The sequence below is a fragment of the Paraliobacillus ryukyuensis genome (genome assembly GCF_003315295.1).
Taxonomy (GTDB): Bacteria; Bacillota; Bacilli; order Bacillales; family Amphibacillaceae; genus Paraliobacillus; species Paraliobacillus ryukyuensis.
This window is the reverse complement of record NZ_QNRI01000012.1, coordinates 44,797-71,446: the sequence shown is the minus strand read 5'-3', so window position 1 is coordinate 71,446 and position 26,650 is coordinate 44,797. Positions and strand designations below refer to the sequence as shown.

Sequence of the window (26,650 nt, the reverse complement as noted above, 5' to 3'; positions counted from 1 at the left end):
TTAGCCAATTCAAATGATACTAACTAAAAAATCGGAAGGTCAGTACCTTCCGATTTTTTTTAATACAAGGTATGATAACACCATAATGATTTCATGGTTTTTACACAAAATATTAATTTACATGTAACTTTTAACTAGCGTATATCGTATATAATAGAGTGAAGGAAAAGGTGGTTTGCATGGCAAAAGTAAAAACAAAGTTTGTTTGCCAGGAGTGTGGATATGAAACACCAAAATGGATGGGGAAATGTCCAAGTTGCAACAATTGGAACACGTTCGTTGAAGAGGTGGCAACAAAATTAACATCAAAACATACAGGGATTGGACATGCAAGTGCAACGAAACCAGAAAGTATTACCGCGGTAGAATCTAAAGAAGAGGCGAGAATTGCAACAGACATGCCAGAGTTAAATCGAGTACTTGGTGGAGGAATTGTTGCTGGTTCACTCGTGTTAATTGGTGGAGACCCTGGAATAGGTAAATCAACATTATTACTACAAGTTTCTGATCAAATTGCAAAAAAAGATGCAAAAGTACTTTATATTTCTGGAGAAGAATCAACCAGACAAACAAAATTACGTGCGGATCGATTGGGGATAACAGCTGATAATCTCTATGTTCTATCTGAAACCAATATGCAGCTTATTTCTAGTCAGATTGATCAATTAGAGCCCAATTTTATTGTAATTGATTCCATTCAAACCATATTTAAAGAAGAGGTTACCAGTGCTCCGGGTAGTGTATCCCAAGTGCGCGAATGTACTAGTGAATTGATGCGAATAGCAAAAACCAAGCATGTTCCTATTTTTATCGTTGGGCATGTAACAAAAGAGGGAGCTATTGCTGGTCCAAGGTTACTCGAACACATGGTGGATGCTGTCTTGTATTTTGAAGGAGAAAGGCATCATACGTTTCGAATATTACGTGGGGTGAAAAACCGGTTTGGTAGCACACATGAAATGGGTATTTTTGAAATGAAAGAAGAAGGATTAAAAGAAGTTCTTAACCCTTCTGAAATCTTTTTGGAAGAACGTTCACAAGGTGCTGCAGGTTCAACGGTTGTTGCTTCCATGGAAGGGACAAGGCCAGTACTAGTGGAAATTCAATCGCTAATTTCACCAACAAGTTTTGGACAAGCGCGTCGGATGGCGACTGGTATTGACCATAATCGTGTGCCGCTCTTAATGGCCGTGCTAGAAAAGCGAGTAGGGTTACTGATGCAGAACCAAGATGCGTATGTAAAAGTAGCAGGAGGCGTTAAGCTCGATGAACCAGCTATTGATTTGGCGGTAGCAGTTAGTATTGCTTCCAGTTTTAAGAATAAGGTTTCACGACCTGATGATGTCTTGATTGGAGAAGTGGGATTAACAGGTGAAATACGAAGAGTATCACGAATTGAACAACGTGTGCAAGAAGCAGCCAAGTTAGGGTTTAAGCGCGCAATTATACCAGAAAACAATTTAGATGGTTGGACAGTGCCTTCTTCGATTGAAGTAATTGGTGTAAAATCTGTTCAAGAAGCACTAGAGATTGCAATTGACGAATAAACGACAAAAACTGATTTTAACTAACAACAATTGACTTTTATTTTAGTTTGTGATAAAATTTTATGTTTGTCATTTGACTTTATCTGTAAACTGTGTTAAATTATTAAATAAACTTTTGACTTTATTATGATTATTTTTTGATAAATAGGGGATACTTTTTGTTAGGAGGTGAACGTGGTGCTAAAAAGAGTTGTGCAATTGTTTATTGTTATTGCGGGCGGTACCGTTGGATATTTGTATATTCCTAAGCTAATTGGTTTGATGGACTATTTTGGAATTGGTTGGTTAGACTCTCCATATGTTGCACCATATGTAGGATTAGTTTTAGGAGCTATTATTTTATACTTATTAACATTCTGGTTAGTAGATTATATTGTTCATTTTGTTCAATGGTTAGAAGAAACATTATTAAAAGCACCAGTAACAGATTTATTTTTTGGTAGTTTAGGGTTAATCATCGGATTGTTTATTGCTTATATCATTAACCAATCTATAAAAGATATTCAATTTGTTGTTGTTTCTCAAGTAGTACCGTTGTTTATTATGATTTTACTAGGGTACTTAGGGTTTCAGGTTGGATTTAAACGTAGAGAGGAATTTGCTAACATTTGGACTATTGCTCGAAAAGACAAGGATAAGAAAGTAGATAAACCCGAAAATGAAGAGCTAAAAGAAGAAACTGTTAGCCCACGTGCCAAGATCTTAGATACAAGTGTTATTATTGATGGTCGTATAGCTGACATTTGCCAGACCAATTTTTTAGAGGGAACGATTATCATTCCTCAATTTGTCCTTGAAGAGTTGCAACATATTGCTGATTCTTCAGATGCGCTAAAGCGTAATCGCGGGCGTCGTGGTTTGGATGTGCTAAATCGTATGCAAAAAGATTTACGTGTTAATGTTGAAATGTATGATGGTGATAGCTTTGAAGATATTCAAGAGGTAGATAGCAAACTTGTTAAATTAGCTAAGGTAAAAAACGCAACAGTTGTGACCAATGATTTTAATTTAAACAAAGTTTGTGAGTTTCAAAATGTGCACGTATTAAACATCAATGACCTTGCGAATGCAGTCAAACCAGTTGTTCTTCCGGGTGAAGAGTTGACTGTACAAGTAATAAAAGATGGGAAAGAACAAAACCAAGGTGTTGCTTACTTAGACGATGGAACCATGATTGTTGTCGAAGAAGGGAAAGCATATATTGGCCGCACAATCGAAGTGCTAATCACAAGCGTTTTACAAACTTCCGCTGGACGAATGATTTTTGCAAAGCCAAAACTACTTGAAAAAGCTTTATAAAAAATGTATAACTGATAAATGGAAAGAGTGATAACTTAAGTTATCGCTTTTTCTTATGCTCGAAAAAAAATCGTAAAACTGGTAAAATAAGAATGCTTAATTGATAAGCGATAAACTCGCATCTGCTATTGTAATAGTATAATATATAGAAGTGTAATGAAGTAATTGATTTTGTGATTAGAAATTTACAGCTTAGATGAATAATAAGCTTTTACAATGGAAATAGGGTATTGGTATTTGCAGAAGAGGAAAGAATAATTAGTAGTAAACAGCTGATTTTGACAAAAACCTCTCTTTTACGCAAATTTTTTATAAAAAGTGGTAGAATATCTATATGAGTGGAATGAAAGAAAGGGGATTAATGAAAATGACAACAGATGTGCGTGTGAGATATGCTCCTAGTCCGACAGGGCATTTACATATTGGAAACGCTAGAACTGCATTATTTAATTACTTATATGCAAGACACTTGGGTGGATCATTTATTATTCGTACGGAGGACACAGATGCTAAACGAAACGTAGAAGGTGGAGAAGAAAGCCAGCTTCGATATTTAAAATGGCTAGGACTTGAATGGGATGAAGGCGCAGATATTGGTGGAAACTATGGACCATATCGCCAAATGGAACGTTTAGATATTTATCAAAAATATGTAGATGAACTATTAGAGCGTGGACTAGCTTATAAATGTTATATGACAGAAGAAGAATTAGATGCAGAGCGGGAACATCAGCGTGCGAATGGTCAAGTTCCGAAATATTCTGGTGCGCACAGAGATTTAACGCCAGAACAAATTGAAAAATTTGAAGCGGAAGGAAGACAAGCCAGTATTCGTTTCCATGTTCCAGAAGGTAAGACATACACATTTAATGATATCGTACGTGGGAATATTACCTTTGAATCAAGTGATTTTGGTGACTGGGTCATGATTAAGAAGAACGGTATTCCTACGTATAACTTTGCTGTAGCTATTGATGATCATTTAATGGGCATTTCACATGTGTTGCGAGGAGAAGAACATATCTCTAATACGCCAAAACAAATGATGGTGTTTGATGCATTTGACTGGGAAGCACCAAAGTATGGTCACATGACGTTAATTCTAAATGAAAATCGCAAAAAATTGAGTAAACGAGACGAACATATTTTGCAATTTATTGAACAATACAAAAACCTTGGTTATTTACCAGAAGCATTATTTAATTTCATTGCTTTGTTAGGCTGGTCGCCTGTTGGTGAAGAAGAAATCTTTAGCCAAGAACAGTTTATTGAGATGTTTGATCCAAATCGTTTGTCGACCTCAGCAGCTGTGTTTGACCCGCAAAAATTAAAATGGATGAATAACCAATATATTAAAGCAGCTTCGTTTGAGGATGTAGTTGGCCTAACGCTACCACACCTTATTGCTGCAGGAAGATTATCCGAAAATATGGATCAAGCAACACGTGACTGGGCATTAGAACTTATTGCGCTATACAAAGAGCAATTAAGTTATGGCCAGGAGATTGTTGAATTGACTTCACTATTTTTCCAAAAAGAGATTGTTTATACTGATGAGGCTAAAGAAGTGTTGAGTGGAGAGCAAGTACCTGAAGTACTTCGTGTCTTCAAAGAAAAACTGGAATCTTTAGATTTATTAAGCCCAGAAGCGGTTAAAGCTGAAATAAAAGCTACGCAAAAAGAAACCAAACAAAAAGGAAAAGGCTTATTCATGCCAATCCGAGTAGCAACTACCGGTCAATTGCATGGTCCAGAACTTCCTAATGCCATTTATTTATTAGGTAAAGAAGTGGTCGTAGCGCGTTTAGCTAGTGCATTGGAACAGCTCTAATACATTCACATATAATAAGAAACAGTAGATATGTTAGAAGTATTTATTGTTTTCAATCTATATCGCACGAAGAAGAGGAAAAGTACAAACACCTATTACTTATCTAGAGAGAATCACCTCGGCTGAAAGTGATTTTAAGTAGTCGTTTGGAACATGCACCTCGGAGTCCTTTGGTGAAACAATAGTAGGCAAAGGCGGTATTTCTACCGTTATCAAGATCCTAAAGTAGAGAGGATAAATCTATTCTCTAAACAGAGTGGGACCGCGTCTAAAAGCGTCTCTGTGTGTTATAGCATAGAGGCGCTTTTTTTATCTTAAATAATAGCAGAAAGAACTTAATCATGCGGGAGGTGGGAAGGTGCACTTTTTTAAGCAACTAAAGGAAGATATTGATGTCATATTTGATCAAGATCCTGCTGCACGAACATATATCGAAATTATTCTTACGTATTCAGGTTTACATGCCGTTTGGTCTCATCGGGTTGCGCATGCATTTTATCGAAAGAAATTCTTTTTTATTGCCAAGCTTATCTCCCAATGTAGTCGTTTTTTTACTGGGATCGAAATTCATCCTGGGGCACAAATCGGAAGACGTTTCTTTATTGATCACGGGATGGGTGTTGTTATCGGAGAAACATGTGAGATAGGCGATGATGTAACAATTTTTCAAGGTGTAACTTTAGGTGGGACTGGAAAAGAAAAGGGAAAACGTCACCCCACCATTAAAAATAAGGTAATAATTGCGACGGGCGCTAAAGTATTAGGATCGATTGTGATTGAAGAAAGTGCAAAGATTGGAGCGGGATCCGTCGTATTAAAAGATGTGCCAGCTTGCTCTACAGTAGTTGGTATACCAGGAAAGGTAGTCGTACAAAACGGAGAGCGAGTGAAACGAGACCTCGATCACCAAAACCTTCCTGACCCTGTCTCGGAAATTATTAAAGAACTGCATGGTGAAGTGGAAGAGTTACGGCGAGAGGTCGATAGATTAAAAGGAGTGAAGGAATATGACCATTAGAATTTATAATACCTTGACTAGAAAAAAAGAAACATTTAAACCATTAGAAGAAGGAAAAATCAGTATGTATGTTTGTGGTCCTACTGTTTACAATTATATTCATATCGGTAACGCTAGGCCGGCGCTTGTATTTGATACGGTACGTCGCTATTTCGAGTATAAAGGCTACCATGTTGACTATGTACTTAATTTTACTGATGTTGACGATAAACTCATTAAAGCTGCCAATGAGATGGGCGAAGAAATGAGTAAGGTTGCAGATCGGTTTATTGATGCATACCGAAATGATGTGCAAGCGTTAGGTGTGAAAGAAGCAACCTATCATCCGCGAGTAACGGAGTCCATGGATGATATTATTTTATTTGTAAAAAAATTAATTGAAAAAGGTTACGCTTATGAAGCGGATGGTGATGTCTACTTTAAGACGCGAGCGTTTGACGGTTACGGGAAATTGTCTCACCAATCGATTGATGATCTCCGTTCAGGTGCTAGAATTCAAGTAGGTGATAAAAAAGAAGATCCATTAGATTTTGCGCTATGGAAGAACGCAAAACCTGGTGAAATTTCCTGGGATACACCTTGGGGAACAGGGCGTCCGGGATGGCATATTGAATGCTCGGCAATGGCAAAGAAGTACTTGGGGGATACAATTGATATCCACGCTGGCGGGCAAGACCTTGCTTTTCCACATCATGAAAATGAAATTGCTCAATCCGAAGCGTACAATGATAAAAACTTTGCAAATTATTGGATGCATAATGGCTATATCACCATTGATGATGAAAAAATGTCGAAGTCACTCGGGAATTTTGTGTTAGCACATGATCTTGTTCAAAAATTTGATCCTCAATTGGTACGATTTTTCATGTTGAGTGTGCACTATCGCAATCCAATTAACTTTAGTGAATCACTATTAGAAAACGCTAAAAGTGGATTAGATCGTATTAAGAATGCATATCAAAATTTACAGCATCGTAAACAAGCTAGTTTAGATCTAACTGATGATACAAGGGAATGGTTAGACGAAATCAAACAAATGAAACAATCGTTTATGGATGAAATGGACGATGACTTTAATACAGCAAATGCTATAGCGGTGATTTTTGACGTAACCAAACAAGCTAATCTTTATTTGCAACAAAATCAAACAGCTACACAAGTGATTGATGCATTTACGTCATTGTTTACAGAGTTACTGGGAACATTGGGTATTGAAATTGATCATTCGGATGCATTACTTGATGAAGAAATTGACCAAATGATCAAACAAAGAGAGGAAGCTCGTCGAAACAGAGACTTTCAATTAGCTGATCAAATTCGTGATGAGTTAAAAGAAAGAAATATTATTTTAGAAGATACACCTCAAGGAGCTAGGTGGAAAAGAGGATAATATGAAAGAACAAGAGGCAAAACAAATGAAGGCTCTTTCGCTAGCCTATATGGGCGATGCGATTTATGAAGTCTACGTACGAGAACATTTGATAAGTAAAGGCTCACTAAAACCACATGCCCTCCATCAAGCGGCGATCAAGTTTGTTGCGGCAAAAGCCCAAGCCAAAGTCATTAAGCATTGGCTTGGGAAACAGCGCTTAACAGAAGAAGAAGAAGCAATTGTCCGTCGTGGTAGAAATGCAAAATCAGGAACCATTCCTAAAAACACCGATGTACAGACGTATCGTTATAGTTCAGCTTTTGAGGCGTTAATTGGATACCATTATTTAGCTAAGAATCAAGAACAGTTACAAGCATTAATGCAAGAAGCAATAACATTTATAGAGGAAGGAGAGAAGTAATATGTCAGAAGAATGGATAGTCGGTAAAAATCCCGTCATTGAAGCACTTCGTTCAGGGCGTTCGATAAATAAATTATTTATATCTGATCAATTAAATAAACAAGCGGCTAGTAAATTAGAAAACTTGGCCAAAAAACAAGGGGTTATCGTTACCCGTGTCCCTAAGCAAAAATTGGACAAGCTGGTGGATGGCAATCATCAAGGAGTAGCCGCATCGGTAGCAGCCTATGCTTATGCATCTTTAGATGAACTATTCGCTCGGGCAGACCAAAAGCAAGAAGCACCATTTTTTATTATTTTAGATGAAATTGAAGATCCACATAATCTAGGTTCTATTTTGCGGACAGCAGATGCGGTGGGTGCACATGGCGTTATTATTCCGAAAAGAAGAGCGGTAGGACTAACAGCCACCGTTGCTAAAACGTCCGCTGGTGCTATTGAATATATCCCGGTAGTTCGGGTTACCAATATCGCACAAACAATTGAAGAGTTAAAAGAAAGGCATGTATGGGTAGTGGGAACAGAAGCGGAAGGCACAGAGGATTATCGTGTATTAGAAGGAACACTGCCATTAGCGTTAGTCATCGGTAATGAAGGTAAGGGGATAAGTAAGTTAGTAAAAGATAAATGTGATTGGACTGTACGTTTAGCGATGGCTGGTAAGGTTTCTTCACTAAATGCCTCAGTTGCAGCAAGTATTTTAATGTATGAAGTATATCGAAAGCGTCATCCAGTTGGTGATTCTTAATGGATGTACTTCTGGTTGATGGTTACAATATGATTGGTGATTGGGACGATCTAAAAAAAATAAGAGATATTGACCTAGAACAAGCGCGAAATTTGTTGATTGAAAAAATGGCGGAATATCAAGCTTATCGAAATGATCGTGTCATCGTTGTTTTCGATGCGTATGAAGTTCGTGGGACGGAAACGAAGCAACAAAATCATAAAGTAGAGATCATTTATACCAAAGAACAAGAAACAGCTGATGAATGTATTGAGCGGCTAGTAAAAGAACTGAAAAATGTGAAAACAAAGGTCTATGTTGCTACCTCTGATTACACAGAACAGCGAACAATTTTTGCTCAAGGAGCTTATCGAAAATCCGCGCGTGAACTTTATATTGAAGTCCAAAATATTCAAAAAGAGATTGAAGGTGAGTTAAAATCATATAAAAGTCGACAAATATCTACTAAAATCCCGTTAAAGCAAGAGGTATTAGAGATTTTTGAGCAATGGAGAAGAGGGCGAAAATAGGAAAAGCGCTGTTGACGATAGCGAAACGCTTACTGTATAATATTTCTATATATTCGCTGTTAACTTCAACAACTAGGGGGAGTCCGGGTTGAGTGTCACTTATACGTATTCAAAAAATCATTTGCTAGACTATGAGAAGCTAGACGATGATGAGTTGATTATACTTGCTCATCAGAGGAATGGGCATGCCTTGGACTTTCTGATTAGTAAGTATCGAAGTTTTGTTCGGGCGAAGGCTAGAACGTACTTTTTGGTCGGTGCAGATCAAGACGATATCATACAGGAAGGTATGATTGGCCTCTACAAGGCTATTCGTGACTATAAAATAGATAAGCTATCCTCTTTTAAGGCATTTGCAGAACTTTGTGTGAAGCGTCAGATTATTACAGCAATCAAAACGGCAACTAGACAAAAACATTTACCTTTAAATTCCTACGTCTCCCTAGATAAACCAATGTATGATGAAGAGTCAGAACGAACGTTGCTTGATGTGTTCGTGAATGCTGGTGTTATGGATGACCCCCAAGATGTACTTATTAATCAAGAAAGATATGGAATGATGGAAGGGAAGCTTGCAGAAGTATTAAGTGAATTAGAACGTGAAGTACTAGCTCTGTATTTGGACGGGCGCACCTATCAAGAGATTTCCAGTGAATTAAAGCGACATGTTAAATCCATCGATAATGCGTTACAACGAGTAAAAAGGAAGCTCGAAAGATATTTAAATCTAGGTGAAGTAAATCAATAGTTAGCAACGTGCAAGTAGCTCAGCGAGCGTTGACAGGCTATATGTAACCATGCTACATTAATAAGAGTGTAAAACCCTTGCTTATAAGGGGTGAGAGAGTTGCAAAAGAAAATTGTATTAGCATGTACTGTGTGCTTGAATAGGAACTATACAACTAATAAAAATACATCCAATGCCGAGCGTGTAGAAGTCAATAAATTTTGTAAAAGATGCAACAAGCATACTTTACATCGAGAGACGAAGTGAGCAGTTTAGTTAAAATTCTGGCTTAAGTTTGGGGGAATCACCTATGAATCTTGTTACGTTTTTTAAAAATGTGTCACGAGAAATGAAAAAAGTGTCTTGGCCTGGTGGGCAAGAGTTATTTCGATATACCGTTACTGTTGTTTGTACCGTAGCGTTTATTGCTATCTTTTTTGCGGTAATTGATCTAGGAATTACACAAATTCTTAACTCATTTTTTGAATAGTATACTTTATTTTATGCTATAATGGTACTAAATAGACGTCTCTTTACAAGAAAACCCGTTTTGACGGGTTTTTTAAATTGCGAAAATGAAAAAGGGAGGGAAGGGCACGAGTTGTCCTAAACAATGGAAAAACAATGGTATGTCGTTCATACGTATTCAGGTTATGAAAATAAAGTGAAAACAAATTTAGAAAAAAGATTAGAGTCAATGGGGATGGAAGATAAAATTTTCCGTGTGCTAGTACCCGAAGATGAAGAAACAGAGATAAAAAATGGAAAAAGAAAAGTAGCTAAGAAAAAAGTCTTTCCTGGTTATGTGTTAGCGGAGATGATTATGACTGATGACTCCTGGTACGTAGTGCGTAATACTCCAGGAGTAACAGGATTTGTAGGTTCAGCAGGTTCGGGTTCTAAACCGACCCCGTTATTACCAGAAGAGGTAGAAACCGTTTTGAAACGAATGGGAATGGATGAACCTGTTACGGAAATAGACTTTGAGGAAAAAGAAAGTGTTCGTGTTACCGATGGTCCATTTAAAGACTTTACGGGTAATATTGAACAGATAGACGCAGATAGACAAAAAGTAAAAGTACATGTGAACATGTTCGGTCGAGAAACACCAGTCGAATTAGATTTCACGCAAATTGCTAAACTATAAGTCACTTATTGATCTAGTAATTACTTATATACAAATGCACTTGCAATTTTTGTTTTGACGTGCTAAAATTTTAATGTTCTTTATACCTCGAGTATAAGGTTTTAATTTTGCATATGAAATGAGTGGGAGGGTATACCACCCTATTACCACATCACGGACTTAAGGAGGTGTGTCTCGTGGCTAAAAAAGTAATTAAAGTAGTGAAACTTCAAATCCCAGCGGGGAAAGCAAATCCAGCACCACCAGTTGGACCGGCACTAGGTCAAGCAGGTGTTAATATCATGGGATTCTGTAAGGAATTTAATGCCCGTACGCAAGATCAAGCTGGTATGATTATTCCGGTAGAAATTACGGTTTTTGAAGACCGTTCCTTTACATTTATTACAAAAACTCCGCCAGCTGCTGTATTGCTTAAAAAAGCAGCAGGTATCGAAACCGCATCAGGTGAACCAAATCGCAATAAAGTTGCGACAGTGAAGCGTGATCAAGTAAAAGAAATCGCTGAAACAAAAATGCCTGACTTAAATGCTGCTGATGTAGAAGCGGCAATGCGCATGGTTGAAGGTACTGCACGTAGTATGGGAATTGTTATCGAAGACTAATCCCATACCGAAAAATGGTCGGTGTAAAGGTTGCGGTAATGGAGTTTTGTCCCCATTTCGCAGCCTTTTTATAAGATGATGAACGATGGAGAATTTCATTAAGTAATTATTACCCTGTTATAATGAAGATAACAGAAGCCGCTTATAAAAGTGGGAGGTATAACCGCTAAAACCACATTCAGGGAGGAAATATTAATGGCTAAAAAAACAAAAAGACAACAAGAATTAGCAAAACTTGTTGATCGTACAAAAGTGTATGATGTAAAAGAAGCTGTTGAATTAGTAAAACAAACAGCAAAAGCAAACTTTGACGAAACTGTAGAAGCTGCTTTCCGTTTAGGAGTAGATCCTAAGAAAGCGGACCAACAAATTCGTGGTGGTATGGTATTACCGCACGGAACTGGTAAAACACAAACTGTCTTAGTTTTTGCTAAAGGTGATAAAGCGAAAGAAGCAGAAGCTGCTGGTGCAGATTATGTTGGAGAACAAGATCTTATCAATAAAATCAACCAAGGTTGGTTTGAGTTTGATGTCATTGTAGCGACACCAGACATGATGGCTGAAGTAGGTAAATTAGGTCGTGTGCTTGGACCAAAAGGTTTAATGCCAAACCCTAAAACTGGAACAGTTACATTTGACGTAGAAAAAGCAATCAATGAAATTAAAGCAGGTAAAGTAGAGTACCGTGTTGACCGTCAATCAAACATTCACGTCCCTATTGGAAAAGCTTCTTTTGAAGTGGATCAACTTGTGGAAAATTTCCAAGCGTTAGCTGATACTTTAATGAAAGTAAAACCACAGGCTGCTAAAGGAATCTACATGCGTAACGCCGCAGTAGCTTCTACTATGGGACCTGGAATTAAAGTTGATACTTCATCTTTCGCGAAATAAATAATTGACTATTGACTTCATGATAGCATTTGGCTATAATGAACAATGTTGAATATAAAACGAATACGTTGTACCGTAGACAGTAGGGGCTTTAAAGGCTTAAATTTTCCTACCGAGGTGTCTGAATATAAGATAATATTGTATAGTACAATATATATCAAACCATTCTTACAAAACCTTCATGTCTACCTTGTCATGAAGGTTTTTTGTTTGGTATAGACAGTCCGGGTATGTCGGTATAATGACTAGTCAATAGGAGGTGGAATCGTGTCAAGCATTATTGAACACAAAAAGCAAGTCGTATCTGAAATTGCAACGAAGCTTCGCGATAGCAAAACATCAATTTTTGTAGATTATCGTGGCCTTGATGTTGCAGAAGTAACAGAATTGCGTACGCAGTTGCGTCAAGCTGGCGTGGAATTCAAAGTGTACAAAAACACAATGACTCGCCGTGCGACCGAAGAAGTTGAGTTAACTGATTTAAATGACGTACTTGTTGGACCTACAGCAATTGCGTTTAGTAATGAAGATGTAGTGGCTCCAGCAAAAATTATTAACAAATTCGCTAAAGACCACGAAGCACTAGAAATCAAAGCTGGTGTCATCGAAGGAAGTATTGCAACGCTTGATCAAATCAAAGAGCTTGCAGAACTACCAAATTACGAAGGACTTGTTTCTATGCTACTCAGCGTACTTCAAGCTCCAATTCGCAACTTTGCTTACGCAACAAAAGCAATTGCAGATCAAAAAGAAGAACAAGGTGCATAATTGCAGCTTAATTAGAATCGTTATATAAACGACTTAAATAAATATTATTTTTAGGAGGAAAAAAGAATGACTAACGAGCAAATTATCGAAGCAGTTAAAGAAATGTCAGTTCTTGAGTTGAACGACTTAGTAAAAGCAATTGAAGAAGAATTTGGTGTAACAGCAGCTGCGCCTGTAGCAGCAGCTGGTGGCGCTGCAGGCGGAGAAGCTGCAGAAGAAAAAACTGAATTTGATGTAGTTCTAGAAAGTGCTGGAGCTTCTAAAATCAAAGTTGTAAAAGCAGTTCGTGAAATCACAGGACTTGGACTTAAAGATGCTAAAGATCTTGTAGACAATGCTCCAAAAGCAATCAAAGAAGGCGTTGCTAAAGAAGAAGCTGAAGAAATGAAAGCTAAACTTGAAGAAGTAGGCGCTACTATCGAATTGAAGTAAGAATTAATGTTATTAAAGCTCGTCTAATTTTAGACGAGCTTTATACATTTTAATATGAGATAGGAGCTAAGAAATGTCAGAACAATATTTTGCAAATCAACCTCAATCGAAAAGTAACCCCAAGACGTGGTCATTTCAACTGCGCGGTCATTCCTTTCAGTTCACAAGTGATGTAGGTGTTTTTTCTAAAAATGAAGTAGATTATGGTTCGAGAACGTTGATCGACGCTTTTCAACTCCCTGCTATTTCGGGTACTATTATAGACTTAGGGTGTGGTTATGGTCCAATTGGACTCACGATAGCTAAAGCGTTTCCGGATAGGGAAGTCGTTTTAAGTGATATAAATGAACGTGCACTTGCTTTAGCGACAGAAAATGCTCAACAAAACCAAGTTTCTAATGTGTCTTTTTATGTGAGTGATCGATTAGAACAGGTTCCTACACAAGGTTGTGCAGCCATTCTAATTAATCCTCCAATACGAGCCGGGAAGCAAGTTGTTCATCAGATGTTTGAAGATAGTTACGCAGCATTACCTCGTGAAGGTGAGTTGTGGGTTGTGATTCAGAAAAAGCAAGGTGCGCCATCTGCTATCAACAAGCTTAATGAGATGTTTGAAAATGTAGAGACGGTTACCAAGAATAAAGGCTATTTCGTCATTCGGGCAAAAAAATAACAAGAGTAGTTCTTGACTTGGTATGTGATTTGTGGTAGCATTGAAAAATGCCAATAGGCAGGTTTGTCTGTCAAGTGGAAATTTTACTTTTTCTAATAGGTATATTACCCATTTTAACGGAGAGAATGGTAAAACGTGAGCTTGATAAGAGTAGACAGTTGTCTAGACGTGAGTTTTCATAAATAGGTATCCCCATTTATTTGTGTTTGAAATAAATGGTGCAATAGAACTTGTGATTCATTTAGGTGTTCACAAGTTTGTTCGGTATGATACCGAACAATTTTTATTCTGATTAAATTATACCTTTTCCACTGCATAAGTCAATAGTGCAAGTTACATTAATTGTTCTGGAAAGGTGTATCCAAGCTTCGTATAAGCTTGCTTTGTTTTTTATTCTTGATTTGAGGGGTGAAGCAGTTGACAGGTCAACTAGTTCAGTATGGACGGCACCGCCAGCGTAGAAGCTATGCGCGTATTAGTGAAGTTTTAGATTTGCCGAATCTAATTGAGATTCAAACCGCTTCTTATGATTGGTTCTTAAAAGAAGGGGTCCGAGAAATGTTTAAGGATATTTCTCCAATTGAAGACTTTGCGGGTAACCTATCGTTAGAATTTGTCGATTATAGCTTAGGAGAACCGAAATATCCCGTAGATGAGTCGAAAGAAAGAGATGTAACCTACAATGCTCCGCTTCGTGTTAAGGTTCGTTTGTTGAACAACGAGACTGGTGAAGTGAAAGAGCAGGAAGTTTTCATGGGTGATTTCCCGTTGATGACAGATACAGGTACATTTATTATTAATGGAGCTGAACGAGTTATTGTATCGCAACTGGTTCGTTCACCAAGTGTTTATTATAGTGAGAAAATTGACAAAAATGGAAAACGTGGCTATACAGCGACAGTTATTCCTAATCGCGGCGCTTGGCTAGAATTTGAAACAGATGCAAAAGATGTTGTACACGTTCGTATCGATCGCACAAGAAAATTGCCGATTACTGTATTGTTACGGGCGTTAGGTTTTGGTGACGATCAAGAGATTATAGACCTTATTGGTGAAAACCAATATTTGAAAAATACATTAGAAAAAGATAATACAGAAACAAGTGAAAAAGCATTGCTTGAAATCTATGAACGCCTACGTCCTGGTGAACCACCTACCGTAGAAAATGCTAAAAGTTTATTAGTTTCACGCTTTTTCGATCCAAAACGCTATGATTTAGCACATGTTGGACGTTATAAGATCAACAAAAAATTACACATAAAAAATCGTTTGTTCAACCAAACCTTGGCGGAAACACTTGTTGATCATGAGACAGGTGAAGTTATTGCTGAAAAAGGGGCAAAACTAGACCGTCGCTTACTAGATAAAATTATGCCATATTTAGATGCTGAAGAAGATAGTTTTGGTGAACAATTCTTAGATCCGAATGAGGGCGTACTGGAAGATCCGATTAAAATTCAATCAATCAAAATTGTTGACCCAACAGATCCTGAAGGGGAAAGAACGTTAAATGTTATTGGAAACGGTGCGGTAGATGATTCCGTTAAAAACATTGCACCTGCCGATATCTTAGCAGCTATTAGCTATTTCTTTAATATTTTACACCAAGTTGGTGATACGGATGATATTGACCATTTAGGTAACCGTCGTCTTCGTTCTGTTGGGGAATTACTACAGAACCAATTCCGTATTGGTTTATCAAGAATGGAACGTGTGGTACGTGAACGTATGTCAATTCAAGATACATCAGCAATCACGCCACAGCAACTAATTAATATTCGTCCAGTAATTGCTTCAATTAAAGAATTCTTTGGTAGCTCGCAATTGTCTCAATTTATGGACCAAACCAATCCGTTAGCAGAGCTTACGCACAAGCGTCGTCTTTCTGCGCTAGGGCCTGGTGGTTTAACGCGTGAACGCGCTGGCTTTGAAGTGCGTGACGTACACTATTCACACTATGGTCGTATGTGTCCAATTGAAACGCCTGAGGGTCCAAACATTGGTTTGATTAACTCACTTTCTTCTTATGCAAAAGTAAATAAATTCGGCTTTATTGAAACACCATATCGTCGTGTTGATCCCGAGACAGGTAAAGTAACCGATCAATATGATTACTTAACAGCAGATGAAGAAGACAATTACGTGGTAGCACAAGCAAACGCGATATTAGAAGAAGACGGTTCTTTCGCAGATGAAGAAGTTATTGCTCGTTTCCGTGGGGATAACAACGTCGTGCCTAGAGAACGTTTAGACTATATGGATGTTTCACCAAAACAAGTAGTTTCTGCTGCGACAGCATGTATTCCTTTCTTAGAAAACGATGACTCGAACCGTGCGTTGATGGGTGCCAACATGCAACGTCAAGCAGTACCACTTTTACAGCCTCGTTCCCCGATTGTCGGAACAGGAATGGAATATGTTTCTGGTAAAGACTCTGGTGCAGCTGTAATCAATCGCCATGATGGTATTGTGGAACGTGTTCAAGCAAATGAAGTACGGGTTCGACGCGTATCAGAAGTAGACGGAAAAGAAGTTCAAGGTGATTTAGATACCTACCGTTTACAAAAATTCATTCGTTCTAACCAAGGTACTTGTTACAACCAACGCCCAATCGTTAGTGTAGGTGACCGGGTAACGAAAGGCGAAATTTTAGCAGATGGTCCCTCTATGGAAGATGGCGAGTTAGCATTAGGTCAAAACGTGCTAGTTGGCTTTATGACATGGGAAGGTTATAACTATGAAGATGCCATTATCATGAGCGAGCGATTGGTAAAAGATGATGTGTACACCTCTATTCACATCGAAGAATATGAATCTGAAGCTCGTGACACTAAACTTGGACCTGAAGAGATCACAAGAGATATTCCTAACGTAGGTGAAGATGCTTTACGTGACTTGGATGAAAGAGGTATTATCCGTGTCGGTGCTGAAGTGGAAGATGGTGACTTATTAGTAGGTAAAGTAACACCTAAAGGGGTTACGGAGCTTTCTGCAGAAGAAAGATTACTACACGCTATCTTTGGTGAAAAAGCGCGTGAAGTTCGTGATACATCGCTTCGCGTACCACATGGAGCTGGTGGTGTCGTACTAGACGTAAAAATCTTCAACCGCGCTGATGGTGATGAATTACCACCTGGTGTTAACCAGTTAGTTCGTGTATATATCGTGCAAAAACGGAAGATACACGAAGGAGATAAGATGGCTGGTCGTCACGGTAATAAGGGTGTTATTTCAAAAATATTACCAGAAGAAGACATGCCATTCTTACCAGATGGAACACCAATTGATATCATGTTAAACCCATTAGGTGTACCTTCTCGTATGAATATCGGGCAAGTATTAGAGTTGCACCTTGGTATGGCTGCTAGACAACTTGGTATTCACGTAGCAACGCCAGTATTTGACGGTGCTCGAGAAGAAGATGTTTGGGAAACCATTGAAGAAGCTGGTATGGCAAGAGACGCTAAAACCGTTCTTTATGATGGGCGTACCGGAGAACCATTTGATAACCGTGTATCTGTTGGTGTCATGTACATGATTAAACTAGCACACATGGTTGATGACAAACTACACGCTCGTTCTACTGGACCATATTCACTTGTTACACAACAACCATTAGGTGGTAAAGCACAATTTGGTGGTCAGCGTTTCGGTGAGATGGAGGTATGGGCATTAGAAGCTTATGGTGCTGCCTATACGTTACAAGAGATCTTAACTGTCAAATCAGATGATGTTGTCGGCCGTGTGAAAACATATGAAGCAATTGTAAAAGGTGATAGTGTTCCTGAACCAGGTATTCCTGAATCATTCAAAGTATTGATCAAGGAATTACAAAGTCTTGGAATGGATGTTAAGATGCTTTCAGCTGATGAAGAAGAAATTGAGTTGCGGGATATTGAAGAAGACGTTCAATCTGCTGATCAATTCAACCTTGAGTTGGAAGAAAGATAAGTAGAGTACTATTAGCGTGAAGGAAAGATTACTGGATTACCAAAAGAGAGATGCTTGTCATCTTTCTTTTGGTTCAGATTTTTTGCAACACATACTAAAAGGGAGGTAGGCCCCTTGCTAGATGTAAATAATTTTGAATATATGAAAATAGGGCTAGCGTCACCAGATAAAATTCGTTCTTGGTCATATGGTGAAGTGAAAAAGCCAGAAACCATTAACTATCGAACTCTAAAACCTGAAAAAGATGGCCTGTTCTGTGAAAGAATTTTCGGCCCAACAAAGGATTGGGAATGCCACTGTGGTAAATACAAACGTGTACGTTATAAAGGCGTTGTATGTGATCGTTGTGGGGTTGAAGTAACAAAATCTAAGGTGCGTCGTGAGCGCATGGGACATATTGAATTAGCAGCACCAGTTTCTCACATTTGGTATTTCAAAGGAATTCCAAGTCGAATGGGTTTAGTGTTAGATATGTCGCCAAGAGCACTTGAAGAAGTAATTTACTTTGCTGCTTATATTGTGACAGATGCAGGAGACACTGCTTTAGAAAAGAAACAACTTTTATCAGAGAAAGAATACCGTGCATACCGCGATAAATACGGTACTTCATTCCATGCTGATATGGGTGCAGAAGCAATTAAGAGAATATTAGAAGACGTTGATCTAGAAAAAGAAGTAGAAATTCTACGAGAAGAACTTAAAACAGCGCAAGGTCAACGTAGAACTAGAGCAATTAGAAGATTGGAAGTGCTAGAAGCATTCCGTAACTCAGGTAACCACCCTGCATGGATGATCCTAGATGTTCTACCAATTATCCCACCTGAATTGCGTCCAATGGTGCAATTAGATGGTGGACGTTTTGCAACTTCTGACTTGAACGATTTATATCGTCGAGTGATTAACCGTAACAACCGATTGAAACGTCTATTAGATCTTGGAGCACCAAGCATTATTGTACAAAATGAAAAACGTATGCTTCAAGAAGCAGTAGATGCACTAATCGATAATGGCCGTCGTGGTCGTCCTGTCACAGGACCAGGAAACCGTCCGCTAAAATCACTTTCTCATATGTTGAAAGGGAAACAAGGTCGTTTCCGTCAAAACTTACTTGGTAAACGTGTCGATTATTCTGGTCGTTCCGTTATTGTCGTTGGTCCACACTTGAAAATGTATCAATGTGGTCTACCAAAAGAAATGGCAGTCGAGTTATTCAAGCCATTCATTATGAAAGAACTAGTAGAACGCGGCTTAGCACATAATATTAAGTCTGCAAAAAGAAAAATAGAAAGACTTCATTCCGAAGTTTGGGATGTATTAGAAGACGTAATTAAAGAACATCCAGTACTACTTAACCGAGCACCAACGCTACACCGCTTAGGTATTCAAGCGTTTGAACCTACATTGGTAGAGGGACGTGCAATTCGTTTGCACCCACTAGTATGTACAGCTTATAACGCTGACTTTGATGGTGACCAAATGGCGGTACACGTACCATTGTCTGCTGAAGCACAAGCTGAAGCGAGAATCTTAATGTTAGCTGCACAAAACATTTTGAATCCTAAAGATGGTAAGCCAGTTGTTACACCATCACAGGATATGGTACTTGGTAACTATTACTTGACGATGGAACGTGAAGGAGCTATTGGTGAAGGAATGGTCTTTAAAGATTATTCAGAAGCATTCCTTGCGTATCAAAACGGCTATGTTCACTTGCATACAAGAATTGCTGTGCAAGCATCATCAACTGGTAAACAAAACCTAACAGAAGAACAGAAGCAACAACTATTAATAACAACAGTTGGTAAGTTGATTTTCAATAATATGCTTCCGGCTTCATTCCCTTACATGAATGAACCGACACAGAAAAATTTGGAAGTTCGTACGCCAGAGAAGTATTTTGTTGAAAAAGGTACAAATGTAAAAGAAGTTATTGCTAATCGCGATATCATCCTACCATTTAAAAAAGGAATCTTAGGAGATATTATCGCAGAAGTATTTAAGAAATTTAAGATTAGTGAAACTTCGAAAATGCTTGACCGTATGAAAGATCTTGGATTCAAGTATTCGACAAAAGCTGGTATCACAGTTGGTGTGGCAGATATTGTTGTATTAGCTGAAAAAGAACATATCCTAGAAGAAGCACAGACAAAAGTAGATAAAGTCTTAAAACAGTTCCGTCGTGGTTTAATTACAGACGAAGAGCGTTATGATCGCGTTATTTCTATCTGGTCTCAAGCAAAAGAGGTTATTCAAGAAAAATTAATGCAATCACTAGATCCACGAAACCCAATCTTTATGATGAGTGATTCCGGAGCACGTGGTAACGCATCTAACTTTACGCAGCTAGCTGGTATGCGTGGTCTAATGGCCAACCCGGCTGGTCGTATTATTGAGTTGCCAATCAAATCTAGTTTCCGTGAAGGGTTAACAGTATTAGAGTACTTTATCTCAACACACGGTGCACGTAAAGGTCTTGCCGATACCGCACTGAAAACAGCAGACTCAGGTTACTTGACTCGTCGTTTAGTTGACGTAGCTCAAGATGTTATTATCCGTGAAGAAGATTGTGGAACAGATAAAGGTCTAACTGTACGTTCGATTAAAGAAGGTACAGAAATGATTGAACCATTATTCGACCGTTTAGTTGGCCGTACAGCTTTCCAAACTGTACGCCATCCAGAAACGGAAGACGTATTGATCGAAAGAAATGAAGTAATTACAGAAGATATCGCGAAACAAATCGTTGAAGCTGGAATTGAGGATGTCAAAATCCGTTCTGTCTTCACATGTAACACGAAACATGGTGCATGTAAAAAATGTTATGGTCGCAACTTAGCTACTGGTGAAGAGGTAGAAGTTGGTGAAGCAGTAGGTATTATTGCTGCACAATCTATCGGTGAACCAGGTACACAGTTAACCATGCGTACATTCCACACTGGTGGGGTTGCTGGTAGTGACATTACCCAAGGTTTACCGCGTATCCAAGAGATTTTTGAAGCGCGTAATCCAAAAGGGCAAGCTGTTATCTCTGAGATTAAAGGTACTGTAGAAGATATTACAGAAGTGAAAGATAAACAAGAGATCGTTGTACAAGGTGCAGTCGAAAAACGTTCTTATACAGCTCCTTATGGCGCTCGTATGAAAGTGATCGTTGGGGACACAATTGAAGCTGGCGAGCCGCTAACAGAAGGTTCCATTGATCCGAAAGAATTACTTAAAATTCAGGGAATCGATGGCGTACAAACGTATCTTCTTAAAGAAGTTCAAAAAGTTTATCGTATGCAAGGTGTGGAAATCGGTGATAAACACGTAGAAGTAATGGTAAGACAGATGCTTCGTAAAGTGCGTATTGCTGATGCTGGTGACACGGAAGTATTGCCTGGATCTCTATTAGAAATCCATCAATTCCGAGATGCGAATAAGAAAGTGCTCGCAGAAGGAACTCAACCTGCAGTAGGTAGACCTGTTTTACTAGGTATCACGAAAGCGTCTCTAGAAACAGACTCGTTCTTGTCAGCAGCATCATTCCAAGAAACAACCCGTGTGCTTACAGATGCAGCGATCAAAGGTAAACGAGATGAACTGCTAGGATTGAAAGAAAATGTTATTATCGGTAAATTAGTTCCTGCCGGTACTGGTATGAACCGCTATCGCAAAATTCAAGCAGAGACTGAGGAACCTATCGAGCAAATAACAGAAGAAAACACAGAAGAAGAAGTAACTCCGCAATAGAAATGGAACGAAAACAAGGGGTGAACAGAAGTACTTTGAATGATGTTACGTCACAAACAATGAGTGTCGATTTTTTGTTGACATTTCAATACTAGAGTGATACTATATTCAAGGTGCTTCGATTATCCTTGTTGCTTTGGAGGATGCATAAATGTCTTATGAAAAAGTAGCACAGGTTAAACACAATCTAGTTATTGGTATGAAGCAAACACTGAAAGCCATACGAAATGGTGAAGTGACTGAAGTTGTTATAGCAGCTGACGCAGATCAGCATATAACAAATAAGGTATCGCAACTTGCAAAACAAATGAATGTACCATGCATTCAAGTTGATTCTAAGAAACAACTTGGAAAGGCTTGTGGCATCGATGTAAGTACAGCGACAGTAGCAATAAAGCATTAAAGTTTTGATGTGCGAGATTTTTCTCACATGAAAGCTTTGTTTTTTGCTTATAAATGAACCACCTGGATGTGTGGTATTACAAAAGTGAAAGAAAGGAGGAAACAGCGAATGCCAACTATTAATCAATTAGTACGCAAAGGCCGTGTGAGCAAATCAAAAAAATCTGACTCTCCAGCTTTAAATAAAGGTTATAATAGCTTCAAAAAGTCACTAACTAACCAGTCATCCCCACAAAAACGTGGTGTATGTACCCGTGTTGGTACTTTAACTCCAAAAAAACCGAACTCTGCATTACGTAAATATGCTCGTGTTCGTTTAACAAACGGAATTGAAGTTACAGCGTATATTCCAGGAATTGGTCACAACCTTCAAGAACACAGTGTTGTTCTTATCCGTGGAGGTCGTGTAAAAGACTTACCAGGTGTGCGTTATCACATTGTACGTGGTGCACTAGATACAGCTGGTGTTGAAGGACGTGCACAAGGACGTTCTAAATACGGTACGAAAAAACCAAAGCAAAAAAAATAAGTAGTTAACACTTACTAGAGTTTAAGAAAGGGGGTCAGACAATGCCACGTAAAGGTCCAGTAGCAAAACGTGATGTTTTACCAGATCCATTATATCAATCAAAACTTGTTACTCGTCTGATTAACCAGATTATGGTTGATGGAAAAAGAGGTAAAGCACAAAAAATTCTTTATAAAGCATTTGAACTAGTTCAAGAACGTAGTGGTCAGCAGGCTATTGATGTGTTTGAACAAGCAATGAAAAATGTTATGCCAGTACTTGAAGTACGCGCTCGTCGTGTTGGTGGTTCTAACTACCAAGTACCAGTTGAAGTACGTCCAGAGCGTCGTCAAGCACTAGGTCTTCGTTATATTGTGAATTACTCTCGCTTACGCGGAGAAAAAACAATGGAAGAGCGCTTAGCGAATGAAATACTAGACGCGTCTAATAACACAGGAGCTTCTGTTAAAAAACGCGAAGATATGCACAAAATGGCAGAAGCAAACAAAGCATTTGCTCACTATCGTTGGTAATATTGCGTTGTCAGCATAACTTGTGTTTTAATAAATGTATATTTACATGCTAAACATGATATAGTAAAAATGGAATTTATAAACAGGAAGGAGAAAAAGACATGGCTAGAGAATTCTCCTTGGAGAAGACACGTAATATAGGGATCATGGCCCATATTGATGCTGGTAAAACAACAGCAACGGAGCGTATTCTTTTCTATACAGGACGTATCCATAAAATTGGTGAAACACACGAAGGTGCTTCTCAAATGGACTGGATGGAGCAAGAACAAGAGCGTGGTATTACCATTACGTCTGCAGCAACAACTGCACAATGGAAAGGTCACCGTATCAACATCATTGATACACCAGGACACGTAGACTTTACTGTTGAAGTTGAGCGTTCATTACGTGTACTTGATGGTTCTGTAGCAGTACTTGATGCACAATCAGGTGTTGAACCGCAAACAGAAACTGTATGGCGTCAAGCTACAACTTACGGTGTTCCACGTATTGTTTTTGTTAACAAAATGGATAAGATTGGCGCGGATTTCTTATATTCAGTAGGTACTATTAGTGAGCGTCTTGGTGCTAATGCACATCCAGTACAACTTCCAATTGGTGCAGAAGATGACTTCGAAGGAATCATCGACCTTATTAATATGGAAGCATACTATTATCTAGATGATCTTGGAACTCGAGCTGAAGAGCGTCCGATTCCTGATGCTTACAAAGAACAAGCTGAAGAGTACCGTACCAGCTTATTAGAAGCTGTAGCAGAATTAGATGAAGATCTAATGATGAAATACTTAGAAGGGGAAGAAATTTCCAACGACGAGTTGAAAGCGGCAATCCGTAGAGCAACTTTAAGTGTGGAATTCTACCCAGTATTTTGTGGTTCAGCTTTTAAAAACAAAGGGGTACAACTATTAATTGATGGTGTTATTGATTACTTACCAGCACCAACTGACGTGCCACCAATTGAAGGTCACGTACCTCAAACAGAAGAAGAAGTTGTTCGTAGAGCAGATGACAATGAACCATTTTCAGCTTTAGCATTTAAAGTAGCAACTGACCCGTTTGTTGGTAAGTTGACATTCTTCCGTGTGTACTCAGGTACATTGCAATCTGGTTCTTATGTTAAAAACTCAACGAAGGATAAACGTGAACGTGTAGGTCGTATCCTACAAATGCACGCTAACTCTCGTGAGGAAATCTCTACTGTTTACGCTGGGGATATCGCTGGTGCAGTAGGATTAAAAGATACAGGTACTGGGGATACATTGTGTGATGAGAAGAACCTAGTTATTCTTGAATCAATGGACTTCCCTGAACCAGTAATTTCCGTAGCCATTGAACCTAAATCAAAAGCCGATCAAGATAAAATGGCAATTGCTTTAGGAAAACTTGCTGAAGAAGATCCAACATTCAAAACGGAAACAAATGTAGAAACAGGTCAAACAATTATTTCTGGTATGGGTGAGCTTCATCTTGATATCATCGTTGACCGTTTGAGACGTGAATTTAAAGTTGAAGCTAATGTTGGTGCACCGCAAGTTTCTTATCGTGAATCTTTCCGTGCTTCTGCCGATGTAGAAGGTAAATTTGTGCGTCAGTCTGGTGGTCGTGGGCAATATGGTCACGTTTGGGTTAAATTTGAACCAAATGAAGAGGGCGCAGGCTTCGAATTTATTAACAAAATTGTCGGTGGTGCAGTACCACGTGAATACGTTGCGTCTGTTGAAGCGGGTATTAAAGAGGCAATGGAAAATGGTGTACTTGCAGGTTATCCATTGATTGATCTTAAAGCAACATTATTTGATGGAAGCTACCATGATGTCGATTCTAACGAAACCGCATTTAAGGTTGCTGCATCTATGGCGTTAAAAGCTGCGAAAAACAAATGTGATCCAGCGCTATTAGAACCAATTGAGAAAGTTGAAGTTGTTATCCCTGAAGAATACATGGGTGACATTATGGGTGATATTACTTCTCGCCGTGGTCGTGTAGAAGGTATGGAAGCACGTGGACCTGCTCAAGTTATTAAAGCATTCGTTCCACTTGCTGAAATGTTTGGTTATGCTACTTCATTGCGTTCTAACACGCAAGGTCGTGGTACTTACACGATGCACTTTGATCACTATGAAGAAGTACCGAAAAGTATTTCTGAAGAAATAATCAAGAAAAATACTGGTGAATAATTGATTTTTTTCAAATTCTCAAGTATAACTTGTATTGTGGGCTTAGAAATAGAATGATACATTTTGTTTCTAAGCAAGCATACTTGTCATATAAAAAATTACTTTTTTCAAATTAAGGAGGAACTATAAATGGGTAAAGAAAAATTTGACCGCTCCAAAGACCATGTTAATATTGGTACAATTGGACACGTTGACCATGGTAAAACTACACTAACTGCTGCTATTACAACAGTACTTCACAATCGTTCAGGTTCAGGTACTGCAATGGCATATGATCAAATCGATGGTGCTCCTGAAGAGCGCGAACGTGGTATTACAATCTCTACTGCACACGTTGAGTACGAAACAGAAAACCGTCACTATGCACACGTTGACTGCCCTGGACACGCTGACTATGTTAAAAACATGATCACTGGTGCAGCACAAATGGACGGAGCTATCTTAGTAGTATCTGCTGCTGATGGTCCAATGCCACAAACTCGTGAGCACATCTTGCTTTCACGTCAAGTAGGTGTACCTGCAATTGTTGTATTCTTAAACAAATGTGACATGGTAGATGACGAAGAACTACTTGAACTAGTAGAAATGGAAGTACGTGATCTTCTTTCTGAGTATGACTTCCCTGGAGATGACGTTCCAGTAATCAAAGGTTCTGCACTTAAAGCACTTGAAGGTGACGAATCTTACGTAAACGCGATCTATGAATTGATGGATGCTGTTGATGAGTATATCCCTCGTCCAGATCGTGACACTGAAAAAGACTTTATGATGCCTGTTGAGGACGTATTCTCAATCACTGGTCGTGGTACTGTTGCGACTGGACGTGTTGAGCGTGGTGTAGTTAAAGTTGGTGATGAAGTTGAAATCATCGGTTTAGCTGAAGAACCTTCTAAAACAACTGTAACTGGTGTTGAAATGTTCCGTAAGCTTCTTGATTATGCAGAAGCTGGCGATAACATTGGTGCACTTCTTCGTGGGGTTGCTCGTGAAGATATTAACCGTGGACAAGTTCTTGCTAAACCAGGTTCAATCACTCCACACACTAACTTCAAAGCAGAAGTTTATGTTTTATCAAAAGAAGAAGGTGGACGTCACACTCCATTCTTCAATAACTATCGTCCACAGTTCTATTTCCGTACTACGGACGTAACTGGTGTAATCAACCTTCCTGAGGGTGTAGAAATGGTTATGCCTGGTGACAACGTTGAAATGACAGTTGAACTTATTTCTCCAATCGCTATCGAAGATGGAACTAAGTTCTCTATCCGTGAAGGTGGCCGTACAGTAGGCGCTGGCGTTGTTGCTACTATCCAAAAATAATAATTAAAAAAATACTAAAAAGTGATTCCGAGTTATAAC

The 26,650-nt window shown here is 38.7% G+C and carries 24 protein-coding genes and 2 other annotated features; all 24 genes read left to right on the top strand.

Features of this window, described 5'->3' with window-relative positions:
- Positions 1-179: 179 nt before the first annotated feature.
- Positions 180-1,547, top strand: a complete 1,368-nt coding sequence (gene radA / locus DES48_RS14095) for a DNA repair protein RadA (RefSeq protein WP_079708192.1) — start codon at positions 180-182, stop codon at positions 1,545-1,547.
- Positions 1,548-1,724: 177 nt separating this feature from the next.
- On the top strand, positions 1,725-2,846 hold the full coding sequence (locus DES48_RS14090; RefSeq protein ID WP_113869973.1) for a PIN/TRAM domain-containing protein: 1,122 nt from the start codon (positions 1,725-1,727) through the stop codon (positions 2,844-2,846).
- Positions 2,847-3,213: 367 nt separating this feature from the next.
- The gene (gltX, locus tag DES48_RS14085; protein WP_113869972.1) at positions 3,214-4,677 is read left to right on the top strand and encodes a glutamate--tRNA ligase; all 1,464 of its coding nucleotides are present in this window, start codon (positions 3,214-3,216) and stop codon (positions 4,675-4,677) included.
- A 60-nt stretch (positions 4,678-4,737) separates the two neighbouring features.
- Positions 4,738-4,962: a binding site (T-box leader), on the top strand.
- Positions 4,963-5,035: 73 nt separating this feature from the next.
- On the top strand, positions 5,036-5,695 hold the full coding sequence (cysE, locus tag DES48_RS14080; RefSeq protein WP_113869971.1) for a serine O-acetyltransferase: 660 nt from the start codon (positions 5,036-5,038) through the stop codon (positions 5,693-5,695).
- On the top strand, positions 5,685-7,085 hold the full coding sequence (gene cysS, locus DES48_RS14075; protein WP_113869970.1) for a cysteine--tRNA ligase: 1,401 nt from the start codon (positions 5,685-5,687) through the stop codon (positions 7,083-7,085). The genes cysE and cysS overlap by 11 nt, the downstream gene beginning before the upstream one ends.
- A gap of 1 nt (position 7,086) precedes the next feature.
- Entirely contained in the window at positions 7,087-7,488 is a 402-nt protein-coding gene (locus tag DES48_RS14070) for a Mini-ribonuclease 3 (protein WP_113869969.1), read from the top strand.
- A gap of 1 nt (position 7,489) precedes the next feature.
- Complete coding sequence (gene rlmB / locus DES48_RS14065) at positions 7,490-8,236, top strand: 23S rRNA (guanosine(2251)-2'-O)-methyltransferase RlmB (protein WP_113869968.1); 747 nt, start codon at positions 7,490-7,492, stop codon at positions 8,234-8,236.
- Positions 8,236-8,745, top strand: a complete 510-nt coding sequence (locus tag DES48_RS14060; RefSeq protein ID WP_079708185.1) for an NYN domain-containing protein — start codon at positions 8,236-8,238, stop codon at positions 8,743-8,745. The genes rlmB and DES48_RS14060 overlap by 1 nt, the downstream gene beginning before the upstream one ends.
- An 88-nt stretch (positions 8,746-8,833) precedes the next feature.
- On the top strand, positions 8,834-9,493 hold the full coding sequence (gene sigH, locus DES48_RS14055) for an RNA polymerase sporulation sigma factor SigH (protein WP_211318496.1): 660 nt from the start codon (positions 8,834-8,836) through the stop codon (positions 9,491-9,493).
- A 99-nt stretch (positions 9,494-9,592) separates the two neighbouring features.
- Entirely contained in the window at positions 9,593-9,739 is a 147-nt protein-coding gene (gene rpmG / locus DES48_RS14050; RefSeq protein ID WP_079708183.1) for a 50S ribosomal protein L33, read from the top strand.
- 43 nt (positions 9,740-9,782) lie between these two features.
- Entirely contained in the window at positions 9,783-9,962 is a 180-nt protein-coding gene (gene secE, locus DES48_RS14045; protein WP_079708182.1) for a preprotein translocase subunit SecE, read from the top strand.
- A gap of 123 nt (positions 9,963-10,085) precedes the next feature.
- Positions 10,086-10,619, top strand: coding sequence for a transcription termination/antitermination protein NusG (gene nusG / locus DES48_RS14040; protein ID WP_079708181.1), 534 nt, complete (start codon positions 10,086-10,088; stop codon positions 10,617-10,619).
- A 176-nt stretch (positions 10,620-10,795) separates the two neighbouring features.
- The gene (gene rplK, locus DES48_RS14035) at positions 10,796-11,221 is read left to right on the top strand and encodes a 50S ribosomal protein L11 (RefSeq protein ID WP_143804732.1); all 426 of its coding nucleotides are present in this window, start codon (positions 10,796-10,798) and stop codon (positions 11,219-11,221) included.
- Positions 11,222-11,416: 195 nt separating this feature from the next.
- Entirely contained in the window at positions 11,417-12,112 is a 696-nt protein-coding gene (gene rplA, locus DES48_RS14030) for a 50S ribosomal protein L1 (RefSeq protein WP_113869967.1), read from the top strand.
- Between the two features lie 55 nt (positions 12,113-12,167).
- Positions 12,168-12,329 (top strand) — a sequence feature (ribosomal protein L10 leader region).
- 50 nt (positions 12,330-12,379) lie between these two features.
- On the top strand, positions 12,380-12,880 hold the full coding sequence (gene rplJ, locus DES48_RS14025) for a 50S ribosomal protein L10 (protein ID WP_079708177.1): 501 nt from the start codon (positions 12,380-12,382) through the stop codon (positions 12,878-12,880).
- A 66-nt stretch (positions 12,881-12,946) separates the two neighbouring features.
- A complete protein-coding gene (rplL, locus tag DES48_RS14020) occupies positions 12,947-13,312 on the top strand; it encodes a 50S ribosomal protein L7/L12 (protein WP_079708176.1) in 366 nt (121 codons plus the stop codon).
- Between the two features lie 73 nt (positions 13,313-13,385).
- Entirely contained in the window at positions 13,386-13,985 is a 600-nt protein-coding gene (locus DES48_RS14015) for a class I SAM-dependent methyltransferase (protein ID WP_113869966.1), read from the top strand.
- A 408-nt stretch (positions 13,986-14,393) separates the two neighbouring features.
- Complete coding sequence (rpoB, locus tag DES48_RS14010; protein ID WP_179123815.1) at positions 14,394-17,936, top strand: DNA-directed RNA polymerase subunit beta; 3,543 nt, start codon at positions 14,394-14,396, stop codon at positions 17,934-17,936.
- 114 nt (positions 17,937-18,050) lie between these two features.
- Positions 18,051-21,668 carry a DNA-directed RNA polymerase subunit beta' gene (rpoC, locus tag DES48_RS14005; RefSeq protein WP_113869965.1) on the top strand — a complete coding sequence of 1,206 codons (3,618 nt, stop codon included), beginning with the start codon at positions 18,051-18,053 and terminating at the stop codon, positions 21,666-21,668.
- 151 nt (positions 21,669-21,819) lie between these two features.
- Positions 21,820-22,071, top strand: coding sequence for a ribosomal L7Ae/L30e/S12e/Gadd45 family protein (locus DES48_RS14000; protein ID WP_079708172.1), 252 nt, complete (start codon positions 21,820-21,822; stop codon positions 22,069-22,071).
- Between the two features lie 108 nt (positions 22,072-22,179).
- Positions 22,180-22,599 (top strand): 30S ribosomal protein S12, encoded by a 420-nt coding sequence (gene rpsL, locus DES48_RS13995; protein WP_079708171.1) that lies wholly within the window; start codon positions 22,180-22,182, stop codon positions 22,597-22,599.
- 41 nt (positions 22,600-22,640) lie between these two features.
- Complete coding sequence (gene rpsG, locus DES48_RS13990) at positions 22,641-23,111, top strand: 30S ribosomal protein S7 (protein ID WP_079708170.1); 471 nt, start codon at positions 22,641-22,643, stop codon at positions 23,109-23,111.
- Between the two features lie 101 nt (positions 23,112-23,212).
- Positions 23,213-25,291, top strand: coding sequence for an elongation factor G (fusA, locus tag DES48_RS13985; protein WP_079708168.1), 2,079 nt, complete (start codon positions 23,213-23,215; stop codon positions 25,289-25,291).
- A gap of 129 nt (positions 25,292-25,420) precedes the next feature.
- Positions 25,421-26,611, top strand: coding sequence for an elongation factor Tu (tuf, locus tag DES48_RS13980; protein ID WP_079708167.1), 1,191 nt, complete (start codon positions 25,421-25,423; stop codon positions 26,609-26,611).
- The last annotated feature ends 39 nt before the right edge of the window (positions 26,612-26,650 follow it).